This is a genomic window from Enterobacter sp. FW301-JW81, from assembly GCF_058788735.1.
On sequence record NZ_JBYTBA010000006.1, the window covers coordinates 319,195 to 341,277 of the forward strand.

Below are 22,083 nucleotides of genomic sequence, written 5' to 3' on the forward strand. Positions count from 1 at the left end.
AGATACTTTTTTCATTGATTTTGCTTATACGGCAACGATTGCGTCTCGTTAAACTGCCGTACGTAAACGTTAAACTTGTTAAAAGGGAAAGGCATGTCCGGAATTGAAGCGGTATTTTTCGACTGCGACGGAACGCTGGTCGACAGTGAGGTCATTTGTTCCCGCGCGTATGTCACCATGTTCCAGGAATTTGGCATTACGCTGGAACTCGAAGAGGTGTTTAAACGCTTTAAGGGCGTAAAGCTCTACGAGATCATCGACATCATTAACCAGGAACACGGTGTGGATCTGGCGAAAGCCGATCTGGAACCGGTATACCGCGCCGAGGTCGCACGCCTGTTCGACTCCGAGCTGGAAGTTATCGCCGGGGCTAACGCGTTGCTGGATGCGATGACGGTGCCAATCTGCGTGGTCTCTAACGGCCCGGTCAGCAAAATGCAGCATTCGCTGGGCAAGCTCGAGATGTTGCACCATTTCCCGGAAAAGCTGTTCAGCGGCTACGATATCCAGCGCTGGAAGCCCGACCCGGCGCTGATGTTCCATGCGGCAAAAGCGATGAACGTTAATGTAGAAAACTGCATTCTGGTGGACGACTCGTCTGCGGGCGCGCAGTCTGGGATTGATGCGGGGATGGAGGTGTTTTACTTCTGCGCCGACCCGCACAACAAGCCGATCGATCATCCTAAAGTGACGACGTTTACCGATCTGGCGCAATTGCCAGAATTGTGGAAAGCGCGCGGTTGGGATATTACGCGTTAAAGCGATCCCTCCCCGGGCGGGGAGGGTGAAAGCTTACCTGAAAAGTTTTTGCACAAACTCAGCATAGGCCGGACGCCAGACGTCCATTTCGTGATTCAGGCCAGGGTACATTTTGTAGTCAAATTTGATGCCCTGTTTTTCCAGCTCCGCCTTCAGGCCGGCGATATCTTTGCCGGTCACCGAATCGCGCTCTCCCACGACAACGGTAAAGTTATGCAGCTGGCGGTTAATCGCCTCCGGGTGCGTGAATCGTGCAGCCACGCCAGCGTCAGGCACGGTTGTCGTGGTGACGCCGCTGAACGTTCCCAGCCAGCCGAAGCTTTCCGGATGGTTCATACCGGACACCAGCGCCTGATAGCCGCCCTGTGACAATCCCGCCAGCGCCCTACCGTCAGCATCTTTACGCACGTTGAAGCGCGTATCCACCAGCGGAATAATTTCGCTCATCAGCTCACGGTCTGCGGCTTTCGCATTGAGTGGATAGAAGGATTTCCGTCGTTCTGCGGGCGGGAAGCTCTCGGGAATGGCCTCAGCGCTCTCCGTCTCCGTGTCGGGTACGACCACCAGCATCGGTTTGATTTTTCCCTCAGCCATCAGGTTATCCATGATTTGCGGCAGACGGCCCTGGTCGATTGCCGAGAGTCCGGTATCGCCAAAACCATGGTAGAAGTAGAGCACCGGTAAGGGTTCTCCCGTGCCGTTATAGCCTGGAGGTGACCAGACATAAACGCGGCGCTCTGAATTAAGCGATGGCGAGTGCCAGGTCAGTGTCGTCAGATCGCCGTGCGGTACCGGACGATCGTCAAGAATACTGCCGGGGACCAGAATCAGGCTGGTGTTCACCTGTCGCTGAGGTTTTTGATAGCGGCTGCCCGTGTCGACCGAGCGAAAACCATCAATGTCGTAATAATATTCGTAGAGATTCGGGGCCATCGGCTCGCTTTTCCATGACCAGACGCCGTGGTTATCTTTCGTCATATCATGGGAAATCTGGCTTTCGGGCATCGAACCCGTTACCACGGAAACCCGCTTTGCGCCAGGTGCAAACAGGCGAAAAGTGATGCTTTTATCCGCATTGACCTGCGTCACATAGTGGCTGACCGGAGTAGTCTGGTCAGGTGTCACCGGCAACGGTGCGGCAATAACGTCTGCCCCAGTACCGATCCCAATGCTGATGGCCACTGTCAGGCAAGCTAATGATTTTTTCATATACCATCCTTTGCTGTTTTCGTCTCACGTTAGCGCGTTTCGGACGTCAGGCAACGGATGGAGGAGAAGAGTGTGATTTCGATAGAAATAATAACGCCAGTGAGTACCGGCGTTATTATCAGATGACAGGATTACTCTTTCGGATCTTTCCCCGCCAGCAGCTTGTCCAGCTCGTCGCCGCCCACGTGACGGAAGTCCTGACCTTTCACGAAGTAGAAAATGTATTCGCAAATGTTCTGGCAGCGGTCACCGATACGCTCGATAGAGCGCGCGCAGAACAGGGCCGTCAGCACGCTTGGGATCGTACGTGAATCTTCCATCATATAGGTCATCAGCTGGCGCACGATGCCTTCATACTCCTGGTCGACCTTCTTGTCTTCACGGTAGATACGCACCGCTTCGTCAAGATCCATACGCGCAAAGGCATCCAGCACGTCGTGCAGCATCTGCACGGTGTGACGGCCCAGCGACTCGAGGCTCACCAGCAGCGGCTGGTGCTGCTGAGAAAACTTCTCCAGCGCCGTGCGGCAGATTTTATCCGCAACGTCACCAATACGTTCCAGCTCGGCGATGGTTTTAATGATTGCCATCACCAGACGCAGGTCGCTCGCCGTCGGCTGACGTTTCGCGATAATGCGCACGCAGGCTTCGTCGATAGCCACTTCCATCATGTTGACGTTTTTGTCGCCTTCAATGACGCGCTTCGCCAGCTCGCTGTCCTGGTTGTGCATTGCCGTAATCGCATCAGAAAGCTGCTGCTCGACCATGCCGCCCATGGTCATCACCTGGGTGCGAATACTTTCCAGCTCTGCGTTGAACTGGCCGGAAATGTGTTTATTAAGATTGAGGTTGTCCATGGTTTCTCCACATGCACTAAGGCAAATCAACCGTAGCGGCCAGTAATATAATCTTCGGTTTGTTTCTTCGCGGGCTTAGTGAACAGATCGTCCGTGTTGCTGAACTCAATCAATTCACCCAGGTACATAAACGCCGTGTGATCGGAACAACGCGCAGCCTGCTGCATGTTGTGGGTCACGATAACCACGGTGTAATCCTGCTTCAGCTCGGTGATCAGTTCTTCAATACGACCGGTTGAAATCGGGTCCAGCGCTGAACACGGCTCATCCAGCAGCAACACTTCCGGGCGAATGGCAATACCGCGCGCAATGCACAGACGCTGCTGCTGACCACCGGAGAGAGAGTAACCGCTCTGGTGTAACTTATCTTTGGTTTCGTTCCATAATGCGGCCTTGGTCAAAGCCCACTGCACGCGCTCGTCCATATCGGCACGGGAGAGCTTTTCAAACAGGCGCACGCCAAACGCGATGTTGTCATAAATGGACATCGGGAACGGCGTCGGTTTCTGGAACACCATCCCCACTTTGGCGCGCAGCAGAGCGATATCCTGAGCCTGGGTCAGAATATTTTCGCCGTCCAGGATGATTTCACCTTCAGCACGCTGCTCCGGATAGAGCGAATACATTTTGTTAAAGGTACGCAGCAGCGTGGATTTACCACAGCCGGACGGACCGATAAATGCCGTGACCTGGTTCTTCGCGATATCCAGGTTGATGTTCTTCAGGGCATGGAATTTGCCGTAGTAGAAGTTCAAATCACGAACCTGAATCTTACCCGGGGCAGTATCAACCATACTCATTGACTCATTTCCTCATTCGGCGCCGCGAGCTGCCGCGCCGTAAAAAATTAACCGTGTTTCTTCTTCGCGAAAATGACGCGCGCCAGAATGTTCAGCAACAGTACGCAAAGGGTAATGATCAGCACCCCGGCCCAGGCCAACTGCTGCCATTCCGCGAAGGGGCTCATCGCAAACTTAAAGATCGTCACCGGCAGGTTCGCGATCGGCTGCATCATGTCCGTGCTCCAGAACTGGTTGGAGAGTGACGTAAACAGCAGCGGCGCCGTTTCACCTGCGATACGCGCAACCGCCAGCAGGATACCGGTCATGATCCCGGAGATGGACGCTTTGAGCGTAATCGCAGAGATCATCTTCCACTTCGGCGTACCCAGCGCGTAAGCCGCTTCACGCAGGCTGTCCGGCACCAGTTTCAGCATGTTCTCGGTGGTACGAATAACAATCGGCACCTGCAGCAGCGCAAGTGCAATCACACCCGCCCAGCCGGAGAAGTGTTCCATTTGCGCCACCACCACGGTGTAAACAAACAGACCTACCACGATAGACGGGGCTGAGAGCAGAATGTCGTTAATGAAGCGAATAACTTCCGCCAGCCAGGATTTACGACCGTATTCCGCCAGGTAAATACCCGCCATGATGCCCAGCGGCGTACCAAACACCGTCGCCCACAGGATCAGCAACCCGCTGCCCGCCAGGGCATTCGCCAGGCCACCACCCGCCGTATTCGGCGGCGGGGTCATTTCGGTGAACAGCGCCAGTGACATCCCGTCAATCCCGCGCACGATGGTTGAGAACAGGATCCAGACCAGCCAGAACAGACCGAACGCCATCGTCGCCATTGAGAGCGTCAGCGCAATGCGGTTTTTTATGCGGCGTCTGGCCTGCATTTTGCGGCGGGACTCCGCCAGCTCAGCGGTAGCTTGCATTTCGAGAGTTGCCATTAGCGTGCCCCCTCATTTTTAGCGAGGCGCATAATCATCAGCTTGGAAATCGCCAGAACGATGAAGGTGATAACGAACAGAATCAGCCCCAGCTCCATCAGTGCCGCGACGTGCAGACCCGATTCCGCTTCCGCAAATTCATTCGCCAGCGCAGAGGTAATACTGTTACCCGGCATGTAGAGCGATGCGCTGTCGAGCTGATAGGTGTTGCCGATAATAAAGGTCACCGCCATGGTTTCACCCAGCGCACGGCCTAATCCCAGCATCACGCCTCCGATCACCCCATTTTTGGTGAACGGAAGGACAATGCGCCAGATAACTTCCCAGGTGGTGCAGCCGATGCCGTAGGCCGACTCTTTCATCATCACCGGCGTTTGTTCGAAGACATCGCGCATAACCGCCGCAATGTACGGAATAATCATGATGGCGAGGATCACACCTGCCGCCAGAATACCGATACCGAACGCCGGGCCAGAGAACAGGGCACCCACAAACGGAATGGCGGAGAGGACATTACCCACCGGCTCCTGGAAGTACGTTGCGAACAGCGGTGCAAAGATAAACAGGCCCCACATGCCGTATACGATACTCGGAATAGCCGCCAGCAGTTCGATGGCGATCCCCAGCGGACGACGCAGCCAGCCCGGCGCCAGCTCCGTCAGGAACAGGGCAATACCAAAGCTTACCGGAACCGCAATCAGCAGGGCGATAAACGAGGTAACCAGCGTGCCGTAAATCGGCACCAGCGCACCGTAGATATCGTTCGGCGCATCCCACTCTTTGGTCCACAGGAAGGAGAAACCGAATTTCTGGATGCTCGGCCAGGAGGAGAAAATCAGAGACACGATAATGCCGCCCAGCAGCAATAGCACAATCAGCGCAGCCAGTTTTACCAGCGCGCTGAAAATCATGTCACCTTTTTTACCCGGAGGGTTAAATGCAGGCTTGGTTGCAGCCATAAATTACTCTTCTGTTAAACGCGTTTACGAAATCGCCGGGTGGCGCTTACGCTTACCCGGCCTACAGTCGGAACCGTAGGGCGGGTAAGCGTAAGCGCCACCCGCCATTTTCGTCAGAATGCTAAATTAATACAATGCTTTACCGCTGCTGTCTTTCACGTTGGTTTTCCATGCAGCGCGAATCTGCTCAACCACGTTGTCCGGCAGGGTGGCGTAATCCAGGGCGTTAGCCTGTTTGCCGCCGTTTTTGTACGCCCAGTCGAAGAACTTCAGCACTTCAGCGCCCTGCTCAGGTTTCTTCTGCTCTTTGTGAACCAGAATGAAGGTGGTAGAGGTGATTGGCCATGCACCTTCGCCTTTCTGGTTAGTCAGGTCCTGCGCGAAGGATTTGCTCCAGTCAGCGCCTTTCGCGGCGTTAGCAAAGTTCTCTTCGGTCGGGCTAACCGGTTTGCCATCGGCTGAAACCAGTTTGGTGTAGGACAGGTTGTTCTGCTTAGCGTACGCATACTCTACGTAGCCAATTGAGCCCGGCAGACGCTGTACGAACGCAGCGATACCGTCGTTACCTTTACCGCCCAGACCGGTTGGCCAGTTAACGGTAGAGCCGGAACCGACTTTAGATTTCCACTCTTCGTTCACTTTCGCCAGGTAGCTGGTGAACACGAAAGAGGTACCAGAACCGTCAGCACGACGAACCACAGCGATATTCTGCGAAGGCAGCTTAACGCCCGGGTTCAGTTTGGTGATGGCTTCGTCATCCCATTTTTTGATTTTACCCAGGTAGATGTCACCCAGGGTTTTGCCGTCCAGCACCAGCTCGCCTGACTTCAGGCCAGGGATGTTAACGGCCAGCACAACGCCGCCGATCACGGTCGGGAACTGGAACAGGCCTTCCTGATTCAGTTTTTCATCAGACAGAGGGGCATCTGACGCACCGAAGTCTACGGTATTAGCGGTAATTTGTTTTACGCCACCGGAGGAGCCGATACCCTGATAGTTAACCTTGTTGCCGGTTTCTTTCTGGTAGGTATCCGCCCATTTGGCATACACCGGCGCAGGGAAGGTTGCACCAGCGCCAGTCAGGCTTGCTTCTGCAAAAACAGAGAACGCGCTCAGAGATAAGGTCGCGGCGACAACAGTTGCGACAGTGGTACGCATAACTTTCATAATGTCTCCTGCAAGATTTTCGTAAATCGTTGTTTAGTGGCTACGATGAGCAAAATAGGACAAACAGGTGACAGATAAATGTACGAATTATGACAGTTTTATGACAGCGGAAATTTAACTTAAAAATTCGCAAAACAATGCTTAATTTTCATCGTGTTAGCCAGTTTTAAGACAGGGCGTTTTCAGAAATATTTTCTTTATGTGACACTGAAAAAATAGCTGAAGATGACAAATTGTCATCAATAAAAACGTGAAGGAATTGATTAAAAACAAACCGGGCGGGGTGAAAAAGCTCCACCCGAAGGTGGAGCCTGAAGGGGTTATTCTACGGTGACAGACTTCGCCAGGTTACGCGGCTGGTCAACGTCGGTGCCTTTGATCAGCGCCACGTGATAGGCCAGCAACTGCAGCGGAACGGTGTAGAAGATTGGCGCAATCACCTCTTCCACATGCGGCATCTCAATGATGTGCATGTTGTCGTTGCTGACAAAACCGGCATCTTTATCGGCGAAGACGTACAGGACACCGCCGCGGGCGCGCACTTCTTCGATGTTAGATTTCAGTTTCTCCAGCAGTTCGTTGTTAGGAGCCACAACGATGACCGGCATATCGGCGTCAATCAGCGCCAGCGGGCCGTGTTTCAGCTCGCCTGCCGCATAGGCTTCTGCGTGGATGTAAGAGATCTCTTTCAGCTTCAGCGCGCCTTCCAGCGCAATTGGATACTGATCGCCACGACCCAGGAACAGGGCGTGATGTTTGTCAGAGAAATCCTCCGCCAGCGCTTCAATGCGTTTGTCCTGAGACAGCATCTGCTCAATACGGCTCGGCAGCGCCTGCAGACCATGAACGATGTCATGCTCAACAGAGGCGTCTTCACCTTTCAGACGCGCCAGCTTCGCCACCAGCATCAGCAGTACGGTCAGCTGGGTGGTAAACGCTTTGGTGGAGGCCACGCCGATTTCGGTGCCCGCTTTGGTCATCAGCGCCAGATCGGATTCACGCACCAGCGAGGAGCCCGGAACGTTACAGATAGCCAGAGAGCCCAGGTAACCCAGCTCTTTTGAGAGACGCAGCGCGGCAAGGGTATCCGCCGTTTCACCAGACTGGGAAAGGGTGATCATCAGGCTGTTACGACGCACCGCGGATTTGCGATAGCGGAATTCAGATGCGATTTCGACGTCGCACGGCACGCCCGCCAGGGATTCAAACCAGTAGCGAGAGACCATACCGGAGTTGTAGGAGGTGCCGCAGGCCACGATCTGAATATGCTCAACCTTGCCGAGCAGTTCGTTCGCGTTTGCACCCAGCTCGCTCAGATCCACTTCACCGTGACTAATGCGCCCGGTGAGGGTGTTTTTGATGGCGTTTGGCTGCTCGTAAATCTCTTTCTGCATGTAGTGACGGTAAGCGCCTTTGTCACCCGCGTCGTACTGCAGGTTAGATTCGATCTCCTGGCGTTTAACCTGCTCGCCTTTGGTATCGAATACGGTCACGCTGCGGCGGGTCACTTCGGCAATATCCCCCTCTTCCAGGAAGATAAAGCGACGTGTCACCGGCAGGAGCGCCAGCTGGTCAGAGGCGATAAAGTTTTCACCCATTCCCAGACCGATAACCATTGGACTACCGGAACGCGCGGCCAGCAGCGTGGACGGATCGCGTGAGTCCATGATCACCGTACCGTACGCACCGCGCAGCTGAGGGATAGCGCGCAGCACTGCGTCACGCAGCGTGCCGCCCTGCTCCAGCTCCCAGTGCACCAGGTGAGCAATCACTTCGGTGTCAGTTTCAGAGACAAAGGTGTAGCCGCGCGCTTTCAGTTCTTCGCGCAGCGGTTCGTGGTTTTCGATAATGCCGTTATGCACCACCACGATGTGTTCAGACACATGCGGGTGTGCGTTACCTTCAGACGGTTCGCCGTGCGTCGCCCAGCGGGTGTGCGCAATACCGGTACCACCGTGCAGCGGATGTTCTTCCGCGGCCTGGGCCAGCATCTGCACTTTACCGAGACGGCGCAGACGGGTCATATGACCTTCTGCATCGACGACAGCCAGACCGGCAGAGTCGTAACCACGGTATTCCAGACGACGTAAACCTTCGAGAAGGATTTCAGCAATATCACGCTGCGCAACTGCGCCAACAATTCCACACATAGTTTTAGATTCCGAATTTAGGCATGATGCCTGCGTTGTCGCTGACCTGTATTTGCCCTTTCCGGGCGCCCCGAGCCTTGTAGAGAGTGGGGTTATTTTTATGGGTACTGCTTGTGGGGGGAGGATTATATTATCCTCTCACCCCGGCCCTCTCCCCAAAGGGGCGAGGGAGAAAAACACCGCACCGAACGATCCCCTCTCCCTTTGGGGAGAGGGTTAGGGTGAGGGGAAAATCCGTTACTTTTTCTTCACCGGGCGTTTCCAGCCCTGCTTATTTATCTGCGGCACACGGCTTAATACCAGCTCGTTCTCGGCCACATCGCGCGTGACGGTCGTCCCGGCAGCAATCGTTACGCCGTTACCCACGGTAACAGGCGCTACCAGTTGGGTGTCGGAACCGACGAATACATCATCACCGATGATGGTTTTAAACTTATTCGCGCCGTCATAGTTACAGGTAATGGTCCCTGCACCAATATTCACGTTGTCGCCAATTTCCGCATCGCCCAGATAGGTTAAATGGCCCGCTTTGGAACCTTTACCCAGACGCGCTTTTTTCATTTCAACGAAGTTGCCCACGTGAGCGCCTTCCAGCAGCTCAGCGCCAGGACGCAGACGCGCAAACGGGCCGATGGTACAAGCCGCGTCCAGGCGGGCATCTTCGACCACGCTGTACGGGCTGATTTCGCAATCATCACCGATGATGCTGTTTTTAATCACGCAGCCGGTACCAATTTTGACGCGGTTCCCTAACGTCACGTTCCCTTCAACGATAACGTTAGTATCAATTTCAACGTCACGCCCGTGAGATAACGAGCCACGCAGGTCGAATCGCGCCGGATCGCGCAGCATCACGCCCGCCAGCAGCAGTTTTTCTGCCTGCTCGGACTGGTAAATTCGCTCGAGACGGGAGAGCTGCAGACGGTTATTAACGCCGTCCGTTTCGCTGATGCGCGCCGGATGAACGGCGGCAATTTCACGACCTTCGTGATGCGCCATCGCAATGATATCGGTGATGTAGTATTCACCCTGCGCATTGTTGTTGTTGAGCTTCGACAGCCAGCGCTTCATGTCTGCGCCGTTGGCAATCAGGATACCGGTGTTGATCTCCGGAATCTGACGCTGTTCATCGCTGGCATCTTTATGCTCAACAATCCCGGTTACCTTGCCGTTTTCACGCGTAATGCGGCCATACCCACTCGGATCGTCCAGCACAACGGTTAACAAGCCGATGCCGCCCTGCGGTTTGGCTTCACGCAGGCGGGTCAGCGTTTCCACGGAAATCAGCGGGACGTCGCCGTAGAGCATCAGGATATCTTCGTCATCGGCAAAGAACGGCGCTGCCTGCTGCATCGCATGTCCGGTACCCAGCTGTTCAGCCTGAAGCACCCAGTTGAGGTTGTCATCACTCAGCGTCTTTTTAAGCAGATCGCCACCGTGGCCGTAAACCAGATGTACCTGACGGGCGCCCAGTTCATTAGCGGCATCAATGACATGCTGCACCATCGGCTTTCCTGCCAGGGTGTGCAGCACCTTAGGAAGATCGGAATACATGCGGGTGCCTTTACCAGCGGCAAGGATGACCACGCTCATCGTATTGTTCAACATACGCGTCCTGACTGTAATTTGAGTGAGAAGTAAAAACGTTTGATGCTTAAAATTCTACATCTTTTTCATCATGAATTAAGCGCCAAAAAAAAAGCCAGCCTGGGATCCAGACTGGCTTTTGTGCTTTTCAAGCCGGTGTTACATCGCTTTTTTGGTCAACTCGATAACGCGCAGTTTCGCGATCGCTTTGGCCAGTTCCGCAGACGCCTGAGCGTAATCCACGTCACCATGAGAGCTGCTAATGTGCTCTTCAGCCTTACGCTTCGATTCCAGGGCTCGCGCTTCGTCGAGATCCTGGCCACGAATAGCGGTATCGGCCAGAACGGTCACACTGCCAGGCTGCACTTCAAGAATGCCGCCGGACAGATAGATAAACTCTTCGTGACCGAACTGTTTAACGATGCGGATCATACCAGGCTTAATGGCGGTGAGCAGCGGTGCGTGACCCGGGAAAATACCCAGTTCACCTTCACTACCCGTTACCTGGATTTTCTCGACCAGACCAGAGAACATTTGTTGCTCTGCGCTGACGACGTCCAGGTGGTAAGTCATTGCCATATCACCCTCCGATTAAGGCGTTAAAGTTTTTTGGCTTTTTCCACGGCTTCGTCGATGGAACCAACCATGTAGAACGCCTGCTCTGGCAGGTGATCGTATTCGCCTTCCATGATGCCTTTAAAGCCACGGATGGTGTCTTTCAGGGAAACGTATTTGCCCGGAGAACCGGTGAATACTTCCGCAACGAAGAACGGCTGGGACAGGAAGCGCTGGATCTTACGCGCACGTGCTACCACCAGTTTATCTTCTTCAGACAGTTCATCCATACCCAGGATGGCGATGATGTCTTTCAGTTCCTGGTAACGCTGCAGCAGGGACTGTACGCCACGCGCGGTGTCGTAGTGTTCCTGACCCACAACCAGTGGATCCAGCTGACGGCTGGTGGAGTCCAGCGGGTCAACGGCTGGGTAGATACCCAGAGACGCGATCTGACGGCTCAGTACCACGGTTGCATCTAAGTGCGCAAAGGTGGTGGCTGGTGATGGGTCAGTCAAGTCATCCGCAGGTACGTATACCGCCTGAACGGAGGTGATAGAACCGGTTTTGGTAGAGGTGATACGTTCCTGAAGAACACCCATCTCTTCCGCCAGTGTAGGCTGATAACCTACCGCTGAAGGCATACGACCCAGCAGTGCTGATACTTCCGTACCGGCCAGGGTGTAACGGTAGATGTTATCGACGAACAGCAGAACGTCACGGCCTTCGTCACGGAACTTCTCAGCCATCGTCAGGCCGGTCAGCGCAACGCGCAGACGGTTTCCTGGTGGCTCGTTCATCTGACCGTAAACCAGGGATACTTTGTCCAGAACGTTGGAGTCAGTCATTTCGTGGTAGAAGTCGTTACCCTCACGAGTACGTTCACCTACGCCCGCAAACACGGAGTAACCGGAGTGCTCGATCGCGATGTTACGGATCAGCTCCATCATGTTTACGGTTTTACCTACACCCGCACCACCGAACAAACCAACTTTACCGCCCTTCGCAAACGGACACATCAGGTCGATAACTTTGATACCGGTTTCCAGCAGTTCCTGAGAGCTGGACAGCTCTTCGTAGGAAGGTGCTGCGCGGTGGATAGCCCAACGCTCTTCTTCACCGATGTCGCCTTTCATGTCGATTGGTTGACCCAATACGTTCATGATACGACCCAGTGTTGCTTTACCTACCGGGACTTCGATCGGGTGCTCAAGGTCTTTTACTTCCAGACCACGACGCAGACCGTCGGAAGAACCCATCGCGATGGTACGCACGATACCGCCGCCGAGCTGCTGCTGAACTTCCAGCACCAGGCTCTCGTTACCATTCTGTACCTCAAGCGCGTCGTACACGCGTGGTACGGCGTCCTGAGGGAACTCGACGTCCACCACGGCGCCGATTACCTGGACAATCTTTCCAGTAGCCATCTTGAATCCTCTACGTAATTCGTAAACCTGGTTAAACCGCGGCGGCCCCCGAGACGATCTCGGTGAGTTCCTGAGTAATGCTGGCCTGACGAGCTTTGTTGTAAACCAACTGCAGCTCTTTAATCAGGCTGCCGCCATTATCGGTCGCGGCTTTCATCGCCACCATTCGTGCGGCCTGCTCGCTGGCCAGGTTTTCTACAACGCCCTGATAAACCTGTGATTCAACGTAACGACGCAGCAGGGTATCCAGCAGCGGTTTCGGATCGGGTTCATACAGGTAATCCCAGGCTTTTTGTTTCAGCTCGTCATCTTCTGATGCCGGTAACGGCAGCATCTGAGTGAGCGTTGGAACCTGAGACATGGTGTTAATGAATTTGTTGCTGACAACGTACAGTCTGTCCAGACGGCCTTCATCATAAGCCTGCAACATCACTTTAACCGGGCCGATCAGTTCGGACAGGGACGGGTTATCACCCATACCGGTCACCTGAGCGACAATGTTGCCACCCACGGAGTTAAAGAAAGACACGCCTTTAGAGCCGATCATTGCGATATCGCACTGAACGCCTTTCTCGGACCATGCTTTCATATCCGCCAGCAGTTTTTTGAACAGGTTAATGTTCAAGCCGCCGCACAGACCACGGTCGGTCGACACCACCAGGTAGCCCACGCGCTTAACGTCGCGTTCTTCCAGGTAAGGGTGCTTATATTCCAGATTACCGTTCGCAAGGTGACCAATCACTTTGCGCATGGTTTCTGCATAAGGACGGCTGGCCGCCATGCGATCCTGCGATTTACGCATTTTGGAAGCGGCGACCATCTCCATCGCTTTAGTGATCTTTTGCGTGTTCTGGACGCTTGCGATCTTACTACGTATCTCTTTTGCGCCGGCCATGAGCTTCTCCTCAATGCCAGGCGGCTTGTCCTGAGACAAGCCGCCGGACGATTACCAGGATTGGGTTGCTTTGAAGGAATCGAGGATAGCTTTCAGCTTGCCTTCGATTTCGTCGTTATAGCCACCGGTCTGGTTGATCTCTTGCATCAGCGGAGCGTGATCACGGTCGACGTAAGCCAGCAGAGCGGCTTCGAAGCTACCGATTTTCGCCAGTTCCACATCTTCGAGGTAACCGCGTTCAGCCGCGAACAGTACCAGGCCCTGCTGAGCAACAGACATTGGAGCGTACTGTTTCTGCTTCAGCAGCTCGGTCACTTTCTGACCGTGGCTCAGCTGTTTACGGGTTGCTTCATCCAGATCGGATGCGAACTGAGAGAACGCAGCCAGTTCACGATACTGTGCCAGCGCGGTACGGATACCACCGGACAGTTTCTTGATGATCTTGGTCTGAGCAGCACCACCAACACGGGATACGGAGATACCCGGGTTAACTGCCGGACGAATACCGGAGTTAAACAGGTTGGTTTCCAGGAAGATCTGACCATCGGTAATGGAGATTACGTTGGTCGGAACGAACGCAGAAACGTCACCCGCCTGGGTTTCAATGATCGGCAGAGCGGTCAGAGAGCCCGTTTTACCCTTCACTTCACCTTTGGTGAAGTTCTCGACGTATTCCGCGTTAACGCGGGAAGCACGCTCCAGCAGACGAGAGTGGAGGTAGAATACGTCGCCAGGGAACGCTTCACGTCCAGGTGGACGACGGAGCAGCAGGGAAACCTGACGATAAGCAACAGCCTGTTTAGACAGGTCATCGTATACGATCAGCGCATCTTCACCGCGGTCACGGAAGTATTCGCCCATTGCGCAACCTGCGTATGGTGCCAGGTATTGCAGTGCAGCAGATTCAGAAGCAGTTGCTACCACAACGATGGTGTTAGACAGTGCACCGTGCTCTTCCAGTTTACGAACCACGTTAGAAATGGTGGACGCTTTCTGGCCGATGGCCACGTACACACATTTGATACCGGAGTCACGCTGGTTGATGATGGCGTCGATAGCCATTGCGGTTTTACCGGTCTGACGGTCACCGATGATCAGTTCACGCTGACCACGACCGATTGGGATCATGGCATCAACGGACTTATAACCTGTCTGAACAGGCTGATCTACGGACTGACGGTCGATAACGCCTGGTGCGATAACTTCGATTGGGGAGAAGCCATCGTGCTCAACCGGACCTTTACCGTCGATTGGCGCACCCAGGGTGTTAACAACGCGACCCAGCAGGCCACGGCCAACCGGCACTTCCAGAATACGGCCAGTACACTTAACCTTCATGCCTTCGGCGAGGTCAGCGTATGGACCCATCACAACTGCACCTACGGAGTCGCGCTCCAGGTTCAGTGCGATAGCGTAACGGTTACCCGGCAGGGAAATCATCTCACCCTGCATACAATCGGCCAGGCCGTGGATGCGGATAACACCGTCACTTACAGAAACAATAGTACCTTCGTTGTGAGCTTCACTCACAACATTGAACTGAGCAATGCGCTGCTTGATCAGTTCGCTGATTTCGGTGGAATTCAGTTGCATGCTCCAGTCCCCTTAAGACTGCAAGACGTCTGCAAGGCGTTCAAGACGGCCGCGTACGCTACCATCAATGACCATATCACCCGAACGGATGATTACGCCTGCCATTACAGACTTATCGATTTTGCAATTCAGCTTAACTTTGCGTGACAGACGTTTTTCCATCGCGGCGGTGATTTTCGCAAGCTGTTCATTACTCAGTTCAGTCGCAGAAGTCACTTCGACTTCGGCAGTAGCTTCACTCAGCGCACGTAAGTGCTCAAACTGCTCGAGAACATCCGGGAGCACACGGAGACGACCATTTTCAGCCATGACCTTAATCAGGTTCTGGCCATTGGCATCCAGTTGCTCTCCGCACACGGCGATAAACGACGCGGCGAGGGTATCAGGCGCTAAAGCACCAGACAGCAACTCGGCCATTTGTTCGTTTTTCGTCACCTCAGCGGCAAACGCCAGCATATCCTGCCAGCGATCGACATTTTGGTGTTCGACAGCAAAGTCAAAAGCTGCTTTGGCGTAGGGGCGAGCTACCGTAACAAATTCAGACATCAGCCCCTCCCTCCTTACAGTTCAGCGACAAGTTTGTCCACGATGTCGCTGTTAGCAGCTTCATCCACGGAACGTTCGATGATCTTCTCGGCGCCAGCAACAGCCAGAATCGCAACCTGCTTACGCAGTTCTTCGCGAGCACGTTTACGCTCGGCATCAATTTCAGCCTGAGCTTGTGTCACGATCTTAGTACGTTCCTGTTCTGCTTCAGCTTTGGCTTCGTCCAGGATCTGCGAACGGCGTTTGTTAGCCTGTTCGATGATAACCTGAGCTTCCGCTTTCGCTTTTTTCAGCTGGTCTGTCGCGTTGGCCTGTGCAAGGTCCAAATCTTTCTTAGCGCGTTCTGCAGAAGCCAGACCGTCAGCAATTTCTTTCTGACGTTTTTCGATGGCAGCCATTAAAGGCGGCCATACATACTTCATGCAGAACCAGACAAAGAGAATAAACGCGATGGCCTGGCCGAGGATTGTTGCGTTCATGTTCACAGCACAATACCTCTTTAATTTCTGTGGCTTAGGGTTTTAAAACTACTACTACGCGACAGCAAACATCACGTACAGACCCAGACCTACAGCGATCATTGGGATAGCATCCACCAGACCCATAACGATAAAGAACTGAGTACGCAGCAGAGGAATCAGATCAGGTTGACGCGCTGCGCCTTCCAGGAATTTGCCCCCGAGGATGCCGATACCGATCGCAGCACCGATAGCCGCCAGACCCATCATCACAGCGGCAGCCATGTACAGCAGATCCATATTCAGGTTTTCCATGACAGTCTCCAGTTTGTTTCAATTAAAACGTAGTAGTGTTGGTAAAAAATCAGTGCTCTTCAGACGCCATCGACAGATAGACGATCGTCAGAACCATGAAGATAAAGGCTTGCAGCGTAATGATCAGGATGTGGAAAATGGCCCATGGCACATTCAGAATCCACTGTGACCACCACGGCAGAAGACCCGCGATCAGAATGAAAATCAGCTCACCCGCATACATGTTGCCGAACAGTCGCAGACCCAGTGAAACAGGTTTGGACAGCAGGCTAACGCCTTCCAGGATCAGGTTGACCGGAATAAACGCCCAGTGGTTGAACGGCTGCAAGGTAAGCTCTTTCACAAAGCCGCTTACGCCTTTCATTTTGATGCTGTAGAAAAGAATCAGGATAAACACGCCCAGCGCCATCGACAGGGTGATGTTCACGTCAGCAGACGGTACAACACGCAGCGCAGGCAGGCCGAAGATGTGCTCGCCGATAAACGGCAGCAGATCGATTGGCAGCAGGTCCATCAGGTTCATCAGGAAGACCCAAACGAACACGGTCAGGGCCAGCGGAGCAATCAGCTTGCTCTTACCATGGTACATGTCTTTGACGCTGCCATGGACGAAGCCGATGATCATTTCGATGAAGGTCTGGAATTTCCCTGGTACACCGCTGGTCGCTCTTTTAGCAACACCGCGGAACATGGCCAGGAACAGAAGACCCAAAACCACCGAGAAGAACATGGAGTCGATGTTGATCGTCCAGAAGGTGGCCGGGGGGTTATGTGGATCCACCAGCGAGAATGTACGCAGGTCCAGCTGAAGGTTATTCAGATGGTGACCTATGTAATCCTGCGGCGTCATATTTTCTGAAGCCATGATGCCTTTTACCCTTTGTTATTGATTACAGCTGGAGCCAGAACTTGTACCACCAGCACCAAAACCCACGTTGCTATCAGCGGCATGAAGACCACTTTCAAAACCGCCAGCGCCATCACCAGTAGAGCAAAGGTCAGCAACACCTTACACACTTCGCCGAGGGCGAAGGACCAGGCCACGCGGCCTTTGGCGGGTGTATGCGCCTGATGACGCCAGGCAAAAATCATAAACAACACGTTTGGCAGCACAACCGCCAAACCCCCGCACACGGCGGAGATGCCCCAGAAGGGGTCTTTGAGGCTAAACAGCAGTCCACTTGCTATCACAGCCAGAAACTGAATGAACAGAAGCTTACGAGCAACGTTTCTACTCAAGAGCGACACAGACATCACGTTTTTACTCCTGCTCCCTTCGAGGTATGCCGCGTGTCGTATAAAACGTCCTTTAAGGCTCAGAGTCAAGCATCAAAAAGCGGTCAAATTATACGGTGCGCACCCGTGATTTCAAACATTAAGTAGCGAAAAGGTGAATAAATGTTTAAATATTTTTCCCCACCGCTATTTTTTAACTTTCGCTGAAAGCGCAAACCTTCGACCAAAACTGCAAACAGCGCGAAAACGTTGACGATAAAGCGTGCACGAGATCACAAAACACACATTTGCGATAAGGTTGTATTTATCAAAGACGCAAATCGCATAATTTTATCTTTATGAAATTAAACGCAAAACGTCGTAACTATTTTCAAAACAGCCCGGTACACAATAAAAACCTTTTATTGACATTCTTAATAAATAATTAACATTACGTTCTGGTTGCTGCTTCCCACTTTTAGCAGACTTATATTTTCACAGATGACTATCTTCACGGTAAATAACAGGCGCTACGTTAACCGTAAGAAAAACCTTAGTGAAAAAGAGGTTAAAAGCTCACCGGTAAAACCCCGGTAGTTGTGCTGTTTTTTAACATGGTAAGAACAGCACAAATTCCACATTTTTTATTAATTTTTTAAAAATTGTTTGGCTTAATTATCACCAGATGACGTTCCCCATCGAGCTGAGGAATGTTTAATTTCTCGATGGATTCAACAGCAAAACCGTCCGGAAGCTGTTCAATTTCATCGCCTGGCAGCTGCCCTTTCAGCGCATAAAAGCGGCCATTCTCTGCGGGTAAATGCTTACACCAGCTCACCATATCATTGAGTGAAGCAAACGCGCGGCTGATAACACCGTCAAACGGCGGCTCCGCCGGGAACTCCTCTACCCTGCTCTGCACGGGTGTGATGTTCTCAAGCTTCAGCTCATGCTGCACCTGACGTAAAAAGCGTACGCGTTTGCCAAGGCTGTCCAGCAGCGTGAAATGACTCTCAGGGCGAACAATCGACAGCGGAACGCCCGGCAGACCAGGGCCCGTCCCCACGTCGATAAAACGCTCACCTTTCAGATACGGCGCAACCACGATGCTATCGAGAATATGGCGAATCAGCATCTCGTTGGGGTCGCGTACCGACGTCAGGTTGTACGCTTTGTTCCATTTGTTCAGCATATCGACATAGGCCACCAGCTGATTTTTCTGGTGATCGGTGAGCGAAATACCTGCCTGAGCCAGCAGACGAGAGAGTTTATTGAGCACGGTGGGTACCTGTTTAGAGATTTTTCGCCCGGTGGCGCTGCCGCTTACCGGGCCTACGAATAAGTAGGGCGGGTCAGCGAAGCGCCACCCGCCAAAAACAATGTCAATTACGCGCTGCGGCGCAGCATACCTTGCTTTTTCAGCCAAACCAGCAGGATCGAAATGGCCGCAGGGGTAACGCCCGAGATACGGGACGCCTGGCCAATCGACACCGGTTTATGATCGTTCAGCTTGGCGATCACTTCGTTGGAAAGACCCGTGACCTGACGGTAGTCCAGCATTTCCGGCAGCAGCGTGTTTTCGTTGCGCTGCTGTTTTTCAATCTCATCCTGCTGACGCGCGATGTAGCCTTCGTATTTCACCTGGATCTCAACCTGCTCTGCCGCTTCAGCGTCTTCCAGGCCCGGCGCGAATGCGCTCAGTTTCACCAGATTCTCATAGGTAACTTCAGGGCGACGCAGCAAATCTTCACCGCTGGCTTCACGCGAGAGCGGCGCTGTTAAGTGAGCATTCACTTCGGCAGCGGTTTCCGCCTGTGGATTCACCCAGGTGGTTTTCAGGCGCTGACGTTCCAGCTCAATGCGTTCCAGCTTCTCGTTGAAGCGCGCCCAGCGCTCGTCATCGACCAGTCCCAGTTCACGCCCCATTTCGGTCAGACGCAGGTCGGCGTTATCTTCGCGCAGCATCAGGCGATATTCCGCGCGAGAGGTAAACATGCGGTACGGCTCTTTGGTACCCAGGGTGCAGAGATCGTCAACCAGCACGCCCAGATACGCCTGAGAACGGCCTGGTGCCCAGCCCTCTTTCTCGGCTGAGAAACGTGCGGCGTTCAGACCGGCAAGCAGGCCCTGAGCAGCCGCTTCTTCGTAACCGGTGGTGCCGTTAATCTGACCCGCGAAGAACAGACCGTGGATGAATTTGCTCTCGAGGGTCGGCTTCAGGTCACGCGGATCGAAGAAATCGTACTCAATAGCGTAGCCAGGGCGAACGATTTTCGCGTTCTCCATCCCCTGCATTGAGCGAACAATTTGCATCTGCACGTCGAACGGCAGGCTGGTGGAGATGCCGTTCGGGTAAATTTCGTTTGAGGTCAGCCCTTCCGGCTCCAGGAAGATCTGGTGCTGGTTACGATCGGCAAAGCGCATCACTTTGTCTTCGATCGACGGACAGTAGCGTGGTCCGATCCCTTCGATCACCCCTGCGTACATTGGGCTACGATCGAGGTTATTGCGGATCACGTCATGGGTTTTCTCGTTGGTGTGCGTGATGTAGCACGGCACCTGCTGCGGATGCTGCGCCGCATTGCCCATAAACGAGAAGACCGGCATTGGGTTATCGCCGTGCTGTTGCGCCAGCACGCTGAAATCAATGGTGCGCGCATCAATACGCGGAGGCGTGCCTGTTTTCAGGCGGCTAACGCGTAGCGGCAGTTCGCGCAGACGGCGAGACAGTGGAATAGACGGCGGATCGCCAGCGCGGCCACCGCTGTAGTTATCCAGACCGATATGAATTTTTCCGTCCAGGAATGTCCCGACGGTCAGCACAACCGCTTTTGCGCGGAACTTGAGACCCATCTGGGTCACGGCACCCACGACGCGATCGTTCTCGACGATAAGATCTTCAACAGCCTGCTGGAAGATCATCAGGTTCGGCTGGTTCTCCAGCGCAGTGCGCACAGCCTGGCGGTAAAGCACGCGGTCTGCCTGTGCACGGGTCGCACGAACAGCAGGCCCTTTACTCGCGTTTAGTATCCTAAACTGGATGCCTGCATGATCGATCGCTTTCGCCATCAGGCCGCCAAGTGCATCCACTTCTTTTACCAGGTGTCCTTTCCCAATGCCGCCAATCGCCGGATTACAGGACATTTGTCCCAGCGTGTCGATATTGTGTGTCAAAAGTAGGGTCTGCTGACCCATACGCGCTGCGGCCATTGCGGCCTCAGTGCCTGCATGACCCCCGCCAATGATGATGACGTCAAAAGGATCCTGATAAAACATGGTGGTCTGCCTCGCGTAAAGCGGTATGAAAATGGATTGAAGCCCGGGCCGTGGATTCTACTCAACTTTAGTCTTTCGAGAAAGCATTGGGATCCTGGGCTATTAAAAAGAAGATCTTTTTATTTAGAGATCTGTTCTATTGTGATCTCTTATTAGGATCGCGAACCTGTGTGGATAAGTCCGATCTCATAAAGAAGATCATACGGTTAGAAAGGATCGTTTGCTGTGAATGATCGGTGATCCTGGGCAGTATAAGCTGGGATCAGATCGCGACTTTATACACAGGGCAAAAACTAAACAACAGTTGTTCTTTGGATAACTACGGGTTAATACGAGCTTTTAACCAGAGTTACCCACATCTGTTCGCGCGATCTTTAATCGTTTTTGAGTAAATTTTTCCATTCCGCGACCCAGATCTCGGCCGGATCCTCCGGAATGTCATGATCGAGGATGTTGATCTTGAGCGTTTCACCCAGCTGTTTTGCTCCGCAAGAGGTGACAGCGGCTTCGACTTTCTCTATTGCCCCGCAAAAGGTGTCATATTCGCGGCTGCCGATCCCCACTGCGCCAAAACGGACGTTTGACAGGTCGGGCTGCTGTTCCAGCAGTTCGTCATATAAAGGTTGCAGATTATCCGGCAGATCGCCCGCGCCGTGCGTGGAGGTGATCAGCAGCCAGACCCCGTCAGTCGGGAGATCTTCAAGCAACGGGCCGTGCAGGGTTTGTGTGGAAAAGCCCGCCTCTTCCAGCTTTTCAGCCAGATGTTCCGCTACGTATTCCGCACCGCCAAGGGTGCTGCCGCTGATAAGGGTAATGTCCGCCATTGATCGCTCGCCCAGATAAAGAGACGGCCATTGTACGCTGTGAACGAGCTGGGATCTACCTGTGGAAAATGTGGGAATGAATTTGCCCGATCACGGGCGGATGGTACGCATGATCGGGTTTTGCAGGGAGATCAGTGTCTCGGTGGACTGAATTTCATCGATTGTTTGGATCTTGTTGATAAGTACCTGCTGGAGGGCGTCGATGGATCGGCACATGACCTTAATAAAGATGCTGTAGTGCCCGGTGGTGTAGTACGCCTCGGTGACTTCATCCAGCGCGTTCAGCTTCGCCAGGGCGGAGGGGTAGTCTTTAGCGCTTTTTAGAATGATGCCGATGAAGCAGCAGACGTCGTAACCCAGCTGCTTAGGACTGACGTCAATGCGCGCGCCGGTAATGATCCCCGCCTGCTTCATCTTCTCTACGCGAACGTGAATGGTTCCCGGGCTGACGCCAAACTGTTTCGCCAGTTCGGCGTAGGCGGTACGGGCATTGGCCATTAAAGCCTCCAGAATGCCGCGGTCGAGATTGTCGATCTGATAATTTTCCATAGCT

General features: G+C 53.5%; 22 protein-coding genes. 1 reads left to right on the forward strand and 21 read right to left on the reverse strand.

All coding sequences use genetic code 11. The features are described 5' to 3' along the window. Positions 1-93: 93 nt before the first annotated feature. Positions 94-759, forward strand: coding sequence for a 6-phosphogluconate phosphatase (gene yieH, locus AC3WOK_RS19495; RefSeq protein WP_059311598.1), 666 nt, complete (start codon positions 94-96; stop codon positions 757-759). A 33-nt stretch (positions 760-792) separates the two neighbouring features. Here yieH and AC3WOK_RS19500 read toward each other — a convergent pair whose 3' ends face one another. From AC3WOK_RS19500 to asnC, 21 genes are all read right to left on the reverse strand, one after another. Next, complete coding sequence (locus tag AC3WOK_RS19500; protein ID WP_492354986.1) at positions 793-1,968, reverse strand: esterase; 1,176 nt, start codon at positions 1,966-1,968, stop codon at positions 793-795. A gap of 131 nt (positions 1,969-2,099) precedes the next feature. Next, on the reverse strand, positions 2,100-2,825 hold the full coding sequence (gene phoU / locus AC3WOK_RS19505; RefSeq protein WP_008500182.1) for a phosphate signaling complex protein PhoU: 726 nt from the start codon (positions 2,823-2,825) through the stop codon (positions 2,100-2,102). 26 nt (positions 2,826-2,851) lie between these two features. After that, the gene (pstB, locus tag AC3WOK_RS19510) at positions 2,852-3,625 is read right to left on the reverse strand and encodes a phosphate ABC transporter ATP-binding protein PstB (RefSeq protein ID WP_008500183.1); all 774 of its coding nucleotides are present in this window, start codon (positions 3,623-3,625) and stop codon (positions 2,852-2,854) included. 47 nt (positions 3,626-3,672) lie between these two features. Further along, positions 3,673-4,563: a phosphate ABC transporter permease PstA gene (pstA, locus tag AC3WOK_RS19515; protein WP_059311600.1), complete on the reverse strand. Its 891-nt coding sequence runs from the start codon at positions 4,561-4,563 to the stop codon at positions 3,673-3,675. After that, a complete protein-coding gene (pstC, locus tag AC3WOK_RS19520) occupies positions 4,563-5,522 on the reverse strand; it encodes a phosphate ABC transporter permease PstC (RefSeq protein WP_023309793.1) in 960 nt (319 codons plus the stop codon). Before pstC ends, pstA begins: the two co-directional genes overlap by 1 nt. Before the next feature lie 126 nt (positions 5,523-5,648). After that, entirely contained in the window at positions 5,649-6,689 is a 1,041-nt protein-coding gene (gene pstS / locus AC3WOK_RS19525) for a phosphate ABC transporter substrate-binding protein PstS (protein ID WP_059311601.1), read from the reverse strand. Between the two features lie 320 nt (positions 6,690-7,009). Continuing rightward, entirely contained in the window at positions 7,010-8,839 is a 1,830-nt protein-coding gene (glmS, locus tag AC3WOK_RS19530; RefSeq protein ID WP_023309792.1) for a glutamine--fructose-6-phosphate transaminase (isomerizing), read from the reverse strand. A 237-nt stretch (positions 8,840-9,076) separates the two neighbouring features. Continuing rightward, on the reverse strand, positions 9,077-10,447 hold the full coding sequence (gene glmU / locus AC3WOK_RS19535) for a bifunctional UDP-N-acetylglucosamine diphosphorylase/glucosamine-1-phosphate N-acetyltransferase GlmU (protein ID WP_063431035.1): 1,371 nt from the start codon (positions 10,445-10,447) through the stop codon (positions 9,077-9,079). A 138-nt stretch (positions 10,448-10,585) separates the two neighbouring features. Next, complete coding sequence (locus tag AC3WOK_RS19540; RefSeq protein ID WP_006177560.1) at positions 10,586-11,005, reverse strand: F0F1 ATP synthase subunit epsilon; 420 nt, start codon at positions 11,003-11,005, stop codon at positions 10,586-10,588. Between the two features lie 20 nt (positions 11,006-11,025). Next, a complete protein-coding gene (gene atpD, locus AC3WOK_RS19545; protein WP_006177559.1) occupies positions 11,026-12,408 on the reverse strand; it encodes a F0F1 ATP synthase subunit beta in 1,383 nt (460 codons plus the stop codon). A gap of 31 nt (positions 12,409-12,439) precedes the next feature. Then, the gene (atpG, locus tag AC3WOK_RS19550; protein ID WP_008500191.1) at positions 12,440-13,303 is read right to left on the reverse strand and encodes a F0F1 ATP synthase subunit gamma; all 864 of its coding nucleotides are present in this window, start codon (positions 13,301-13,303) and stop codon (positions 12,440-12,442) included. A gap of 51 nt (positions 13,304-13,354) precedes the next feature. After that, positions 13,355-14,896 (reverse strand): F0F1 ATP synthase subunit alpha, encoded by a 1,542-nt coding sequence (atpA, locus tag AC3WOK_RS19555; RefSeq protein ID WP_003862367.1) that lies wholly within the window; start codon positions 14,894-14,896, stop codon positions 13,355-13,357. A gap of 12 nt (positions 14,897-14,908) precedes the next feature. Beyond that, a complete protein-coding gene (gene atpH, locus AC3WOK_RS19560; protein WP_047347410.1) occupies positions 14,909-15,442 on the reverse strand; it encodes a F0F1 ATP synthase subunit delta in 534 nt (177 codons plus the stop codon). 14 nt (positions 15,443-15,456) lie between these two features. Further along, on the reverse strand, positions 15,457-15,927 hold the full coding sequence (gene atpF / locus AC3WOK_RS19565; protein ID WP_014072436.1) for a F0F1 ATP synthase subunit B: 471 nt from the start codon (positions 15,925-15,927) through the stop codon (positions 15,457-15,459). A 48-nt stretch (positions 15,928-15,975) separates the two neighbouring features. After that, positions 15,976-16,215, reverse strand: coding sequence for a F0F1 ATP synthase subunit C (gene atpE / locus AC3WOK_RS19570; protein ID WP_000429386.1), 240 nt, complete (start codon positions 16,213-16,215; stop codon positions 15,976-15,978). A 49-nt stretch (positions 16,216-16,264) separates the two neighbouring features. Further along, positions 16,265-17,080 (reverse strand): F0F1 ATP synthase subunit A, encoded by an 816-nt coding sequence (gene atpB / locus AC3WOK_RS19575; RefSeq protein WP_023309789.1) that lies wholly within the window; start codon positions 17,078-17,080, stop codon positions 16,265-16,267. 8 nt (positions 17,081-17,088) lie between these two features. Then, positions 17,089-17,469 (reverse strand): F0F1 ATP synthase subunit I, encoded by a 381-nt coding sequence (gene atpI, locus AC3WOK_RS19580; protein ID WP_008500194.1) that lies wholly within the window; start codon positions 17,467-17,469, stop codon positions 17,089-17,091. Between the two features lie 616 nt (positions 17,470-18,085). Next, positions 18,086-18,709 (reverse strand): 16S rRNA (guanine(527)-N(7))-methyltransferase RsmG, encoded by a 624-nt coding sequence (gene rsmG / locus AC3WOK_RS19585; RefSeq protein WP_059312406.1) that lies wholly within the window; start codon positions 18,707-18,709, stop codon positions 18,086-18,088. Between the two features lie 107 nt (positions 18,710-18,816). Then, positions 18,817-20,706, reverse strand: a complete 1,890-nt coding sequence (mnmG, locus tag AC3WOK_RS19590) for a tRNA uridine-5-carboxymethylaminomethyl(34) synthesis enzyme MnmG (protein WP_492354987.1) — start codon at positions 20,704-20,706, stop codon at positions 18,817-18,819. A 374-nt stretch (positions 20,707-21,080) separates the two neighbouring features. Further along, positions 21,081-21,530, reverse strand: a complete 450-nt coding sequence (gene mioC / locus AC3WOK_RS19595) for an FMN-binding protein MioC (RefSeq protein ID WP_063431998.1) — start codon at positions 21,528-21,530, stop codon at positions 21,081-21,083. A gap of 90 nt (positions 21,531-21,620) precedes the next feature. Further along, on the reverse strand, positions 21,621-22,079 hold the full coding sequence (asnC, locus tag AC3WOK_RS19600) for a transcriptional regulator AsnC (RefSeq protein WP_008500198.1): 459 nt from the start codon (positions 22,077-22,079) through the stop codon (positions 21,621-21,623). Positions 22,080-22,083: the final 4 nt, after the last annotated feature.

Excerpts from the sequence above, each read along its gene's own strand:
- glmS (WP_023309792.1), bottom strand. The coding sequence starts at position 8,839 with ATGTGTGGAATTGTTGGCGCAGTTGCGCAGCGTGATATTGCTGAAATC.
- atpB (WP_023309789.1), bottom strand. The coding sequence starts at position 17,080 with ATGGCTTCAGAAAATATGACGCCGCAGGATTACATAGGTCACCATCTG.
- pstC (WP_023309793.1), bottom strand. The coding sequence starts at position 5,522 with ATGGCTGCAACCAAGCCTGCATTTAACCCTCCGGGTAAAAAAGGTGAC.
- atpH (WP_047347410.1), bottom strand. The coding sequence starts at position 15,442 with ATGTCTGAATTTGTTACGGTAGCTCGCCCCTACGCCAAAGCAGCTTTT.
- mnmG (WP_492354987.1), bottom strand. The coding sequence starts at position 20,706 with ATGTTTTATCAGGATCCTTTTGACGTCATCATCATTGGCGGGGGTCAT.
- pstB (WP_008500183.1), bottom strand. The coding sequence starts at position 3,625 with ATGAGTATGGTTGATACTGCCCCGGGTAAGATTCAGGTTCGTGATTTG.
- atpD (WP_006177559.1), bottom strand. The coding sequence starts at position 12,408 with ATGGCTACTGGAAAGATTGTCCAGGTAATCGGCGCCGTGGTGGACGTC.
- atpG (WP_008500191.1), bottom strand. The coding sequence starts at position 13,303 with ATGGCCGGCGCAAAAGAGATACGTAGTAAGATCGCAAGCGTCCAGAAC.
- atpE (WP_000429386.1), bottom strand. The coding sequence starts at position 16,215 with ATGGAAAACCTGAATATGGATCTGCTGTACATGGCTGCCGCTGTGATG.
- pstA (WP_059311600.1), bottom strand. The coding sequence starts at position 4,563 with ATGGCAACTCTCGAAATGCAAGCTACCGCTGAGCTGGCGGAGTCCCGC.
- atpA (WP_003862367.1), bottom strand. The coding sequence starts at position 14,896 with ATGCAACTGAATTCCACCGAAATCAGCGAACTGATCAAGCAGCGCATT.
- pstS (WP_059311601.1), bottom strand. The coding sequence starts at position 6,689 with ATGAAAGTTATGCGTACCACTGTCGCAACTGTTGTCGCCGCGACCTTA.
- yieH (WP_059311598.1), top strand. The coding sequence starts at position 94 with ATGTCCGGAATTGAAGCGGTATTTTTCGACTGCGACGGAACGCTGGTC.
- asnC (WP_008500198.1), bottom strand. The coding sequence starts at position 22,079 with ATGGAAAATTATCAGATCGACAATCTCGACCGCGGCATTCTGGAGGCT.
- phoU (WP_008500182.1), bottom strand. The coding sequence starts at position 2,825 with ATGGACAACCTCAATCTTAATAAACACATTTCCGGCCAGTTCAACGCA.
- atpI (WP_008500194.1), bottom strand. The coding sequence starts at position 17,469 with ATGTCTGTGTCGCTCTTGAGTAGAAACGTTGCTCGTAAGCTTCTGTTC.
- mioC (WP_063431998.1), bottom strand. The coding sequence starts at position 21,530 with ATGGCGGACATTACCCTTATCAGCGGCAGCACCCTTGGCGGTGCGGAA.
- AC3WOK_RS19500 (WP_492354986.1), bottom strand. The coding sequence starts at position 1,968 with ATGAAAAAATCATTAGCTTGCCTGACAGTGGCCATCAGCATTGGGATC.
- AC3WOK_RS19540 (WP_006177560.1), bottom strand. The coding sequence starts at position 11,005 with ATGGCAATGACTTACCACCTGGACGTCGTCAGCGCAGAGCAACAAATG.
- glmU (WP_063431035.1), bottom strand. The coding sequence starts at position 10,447 with ATGTTGAACAATACGATGAGCGTGGTCATCCTTGCCGCTGGTAAAGGC.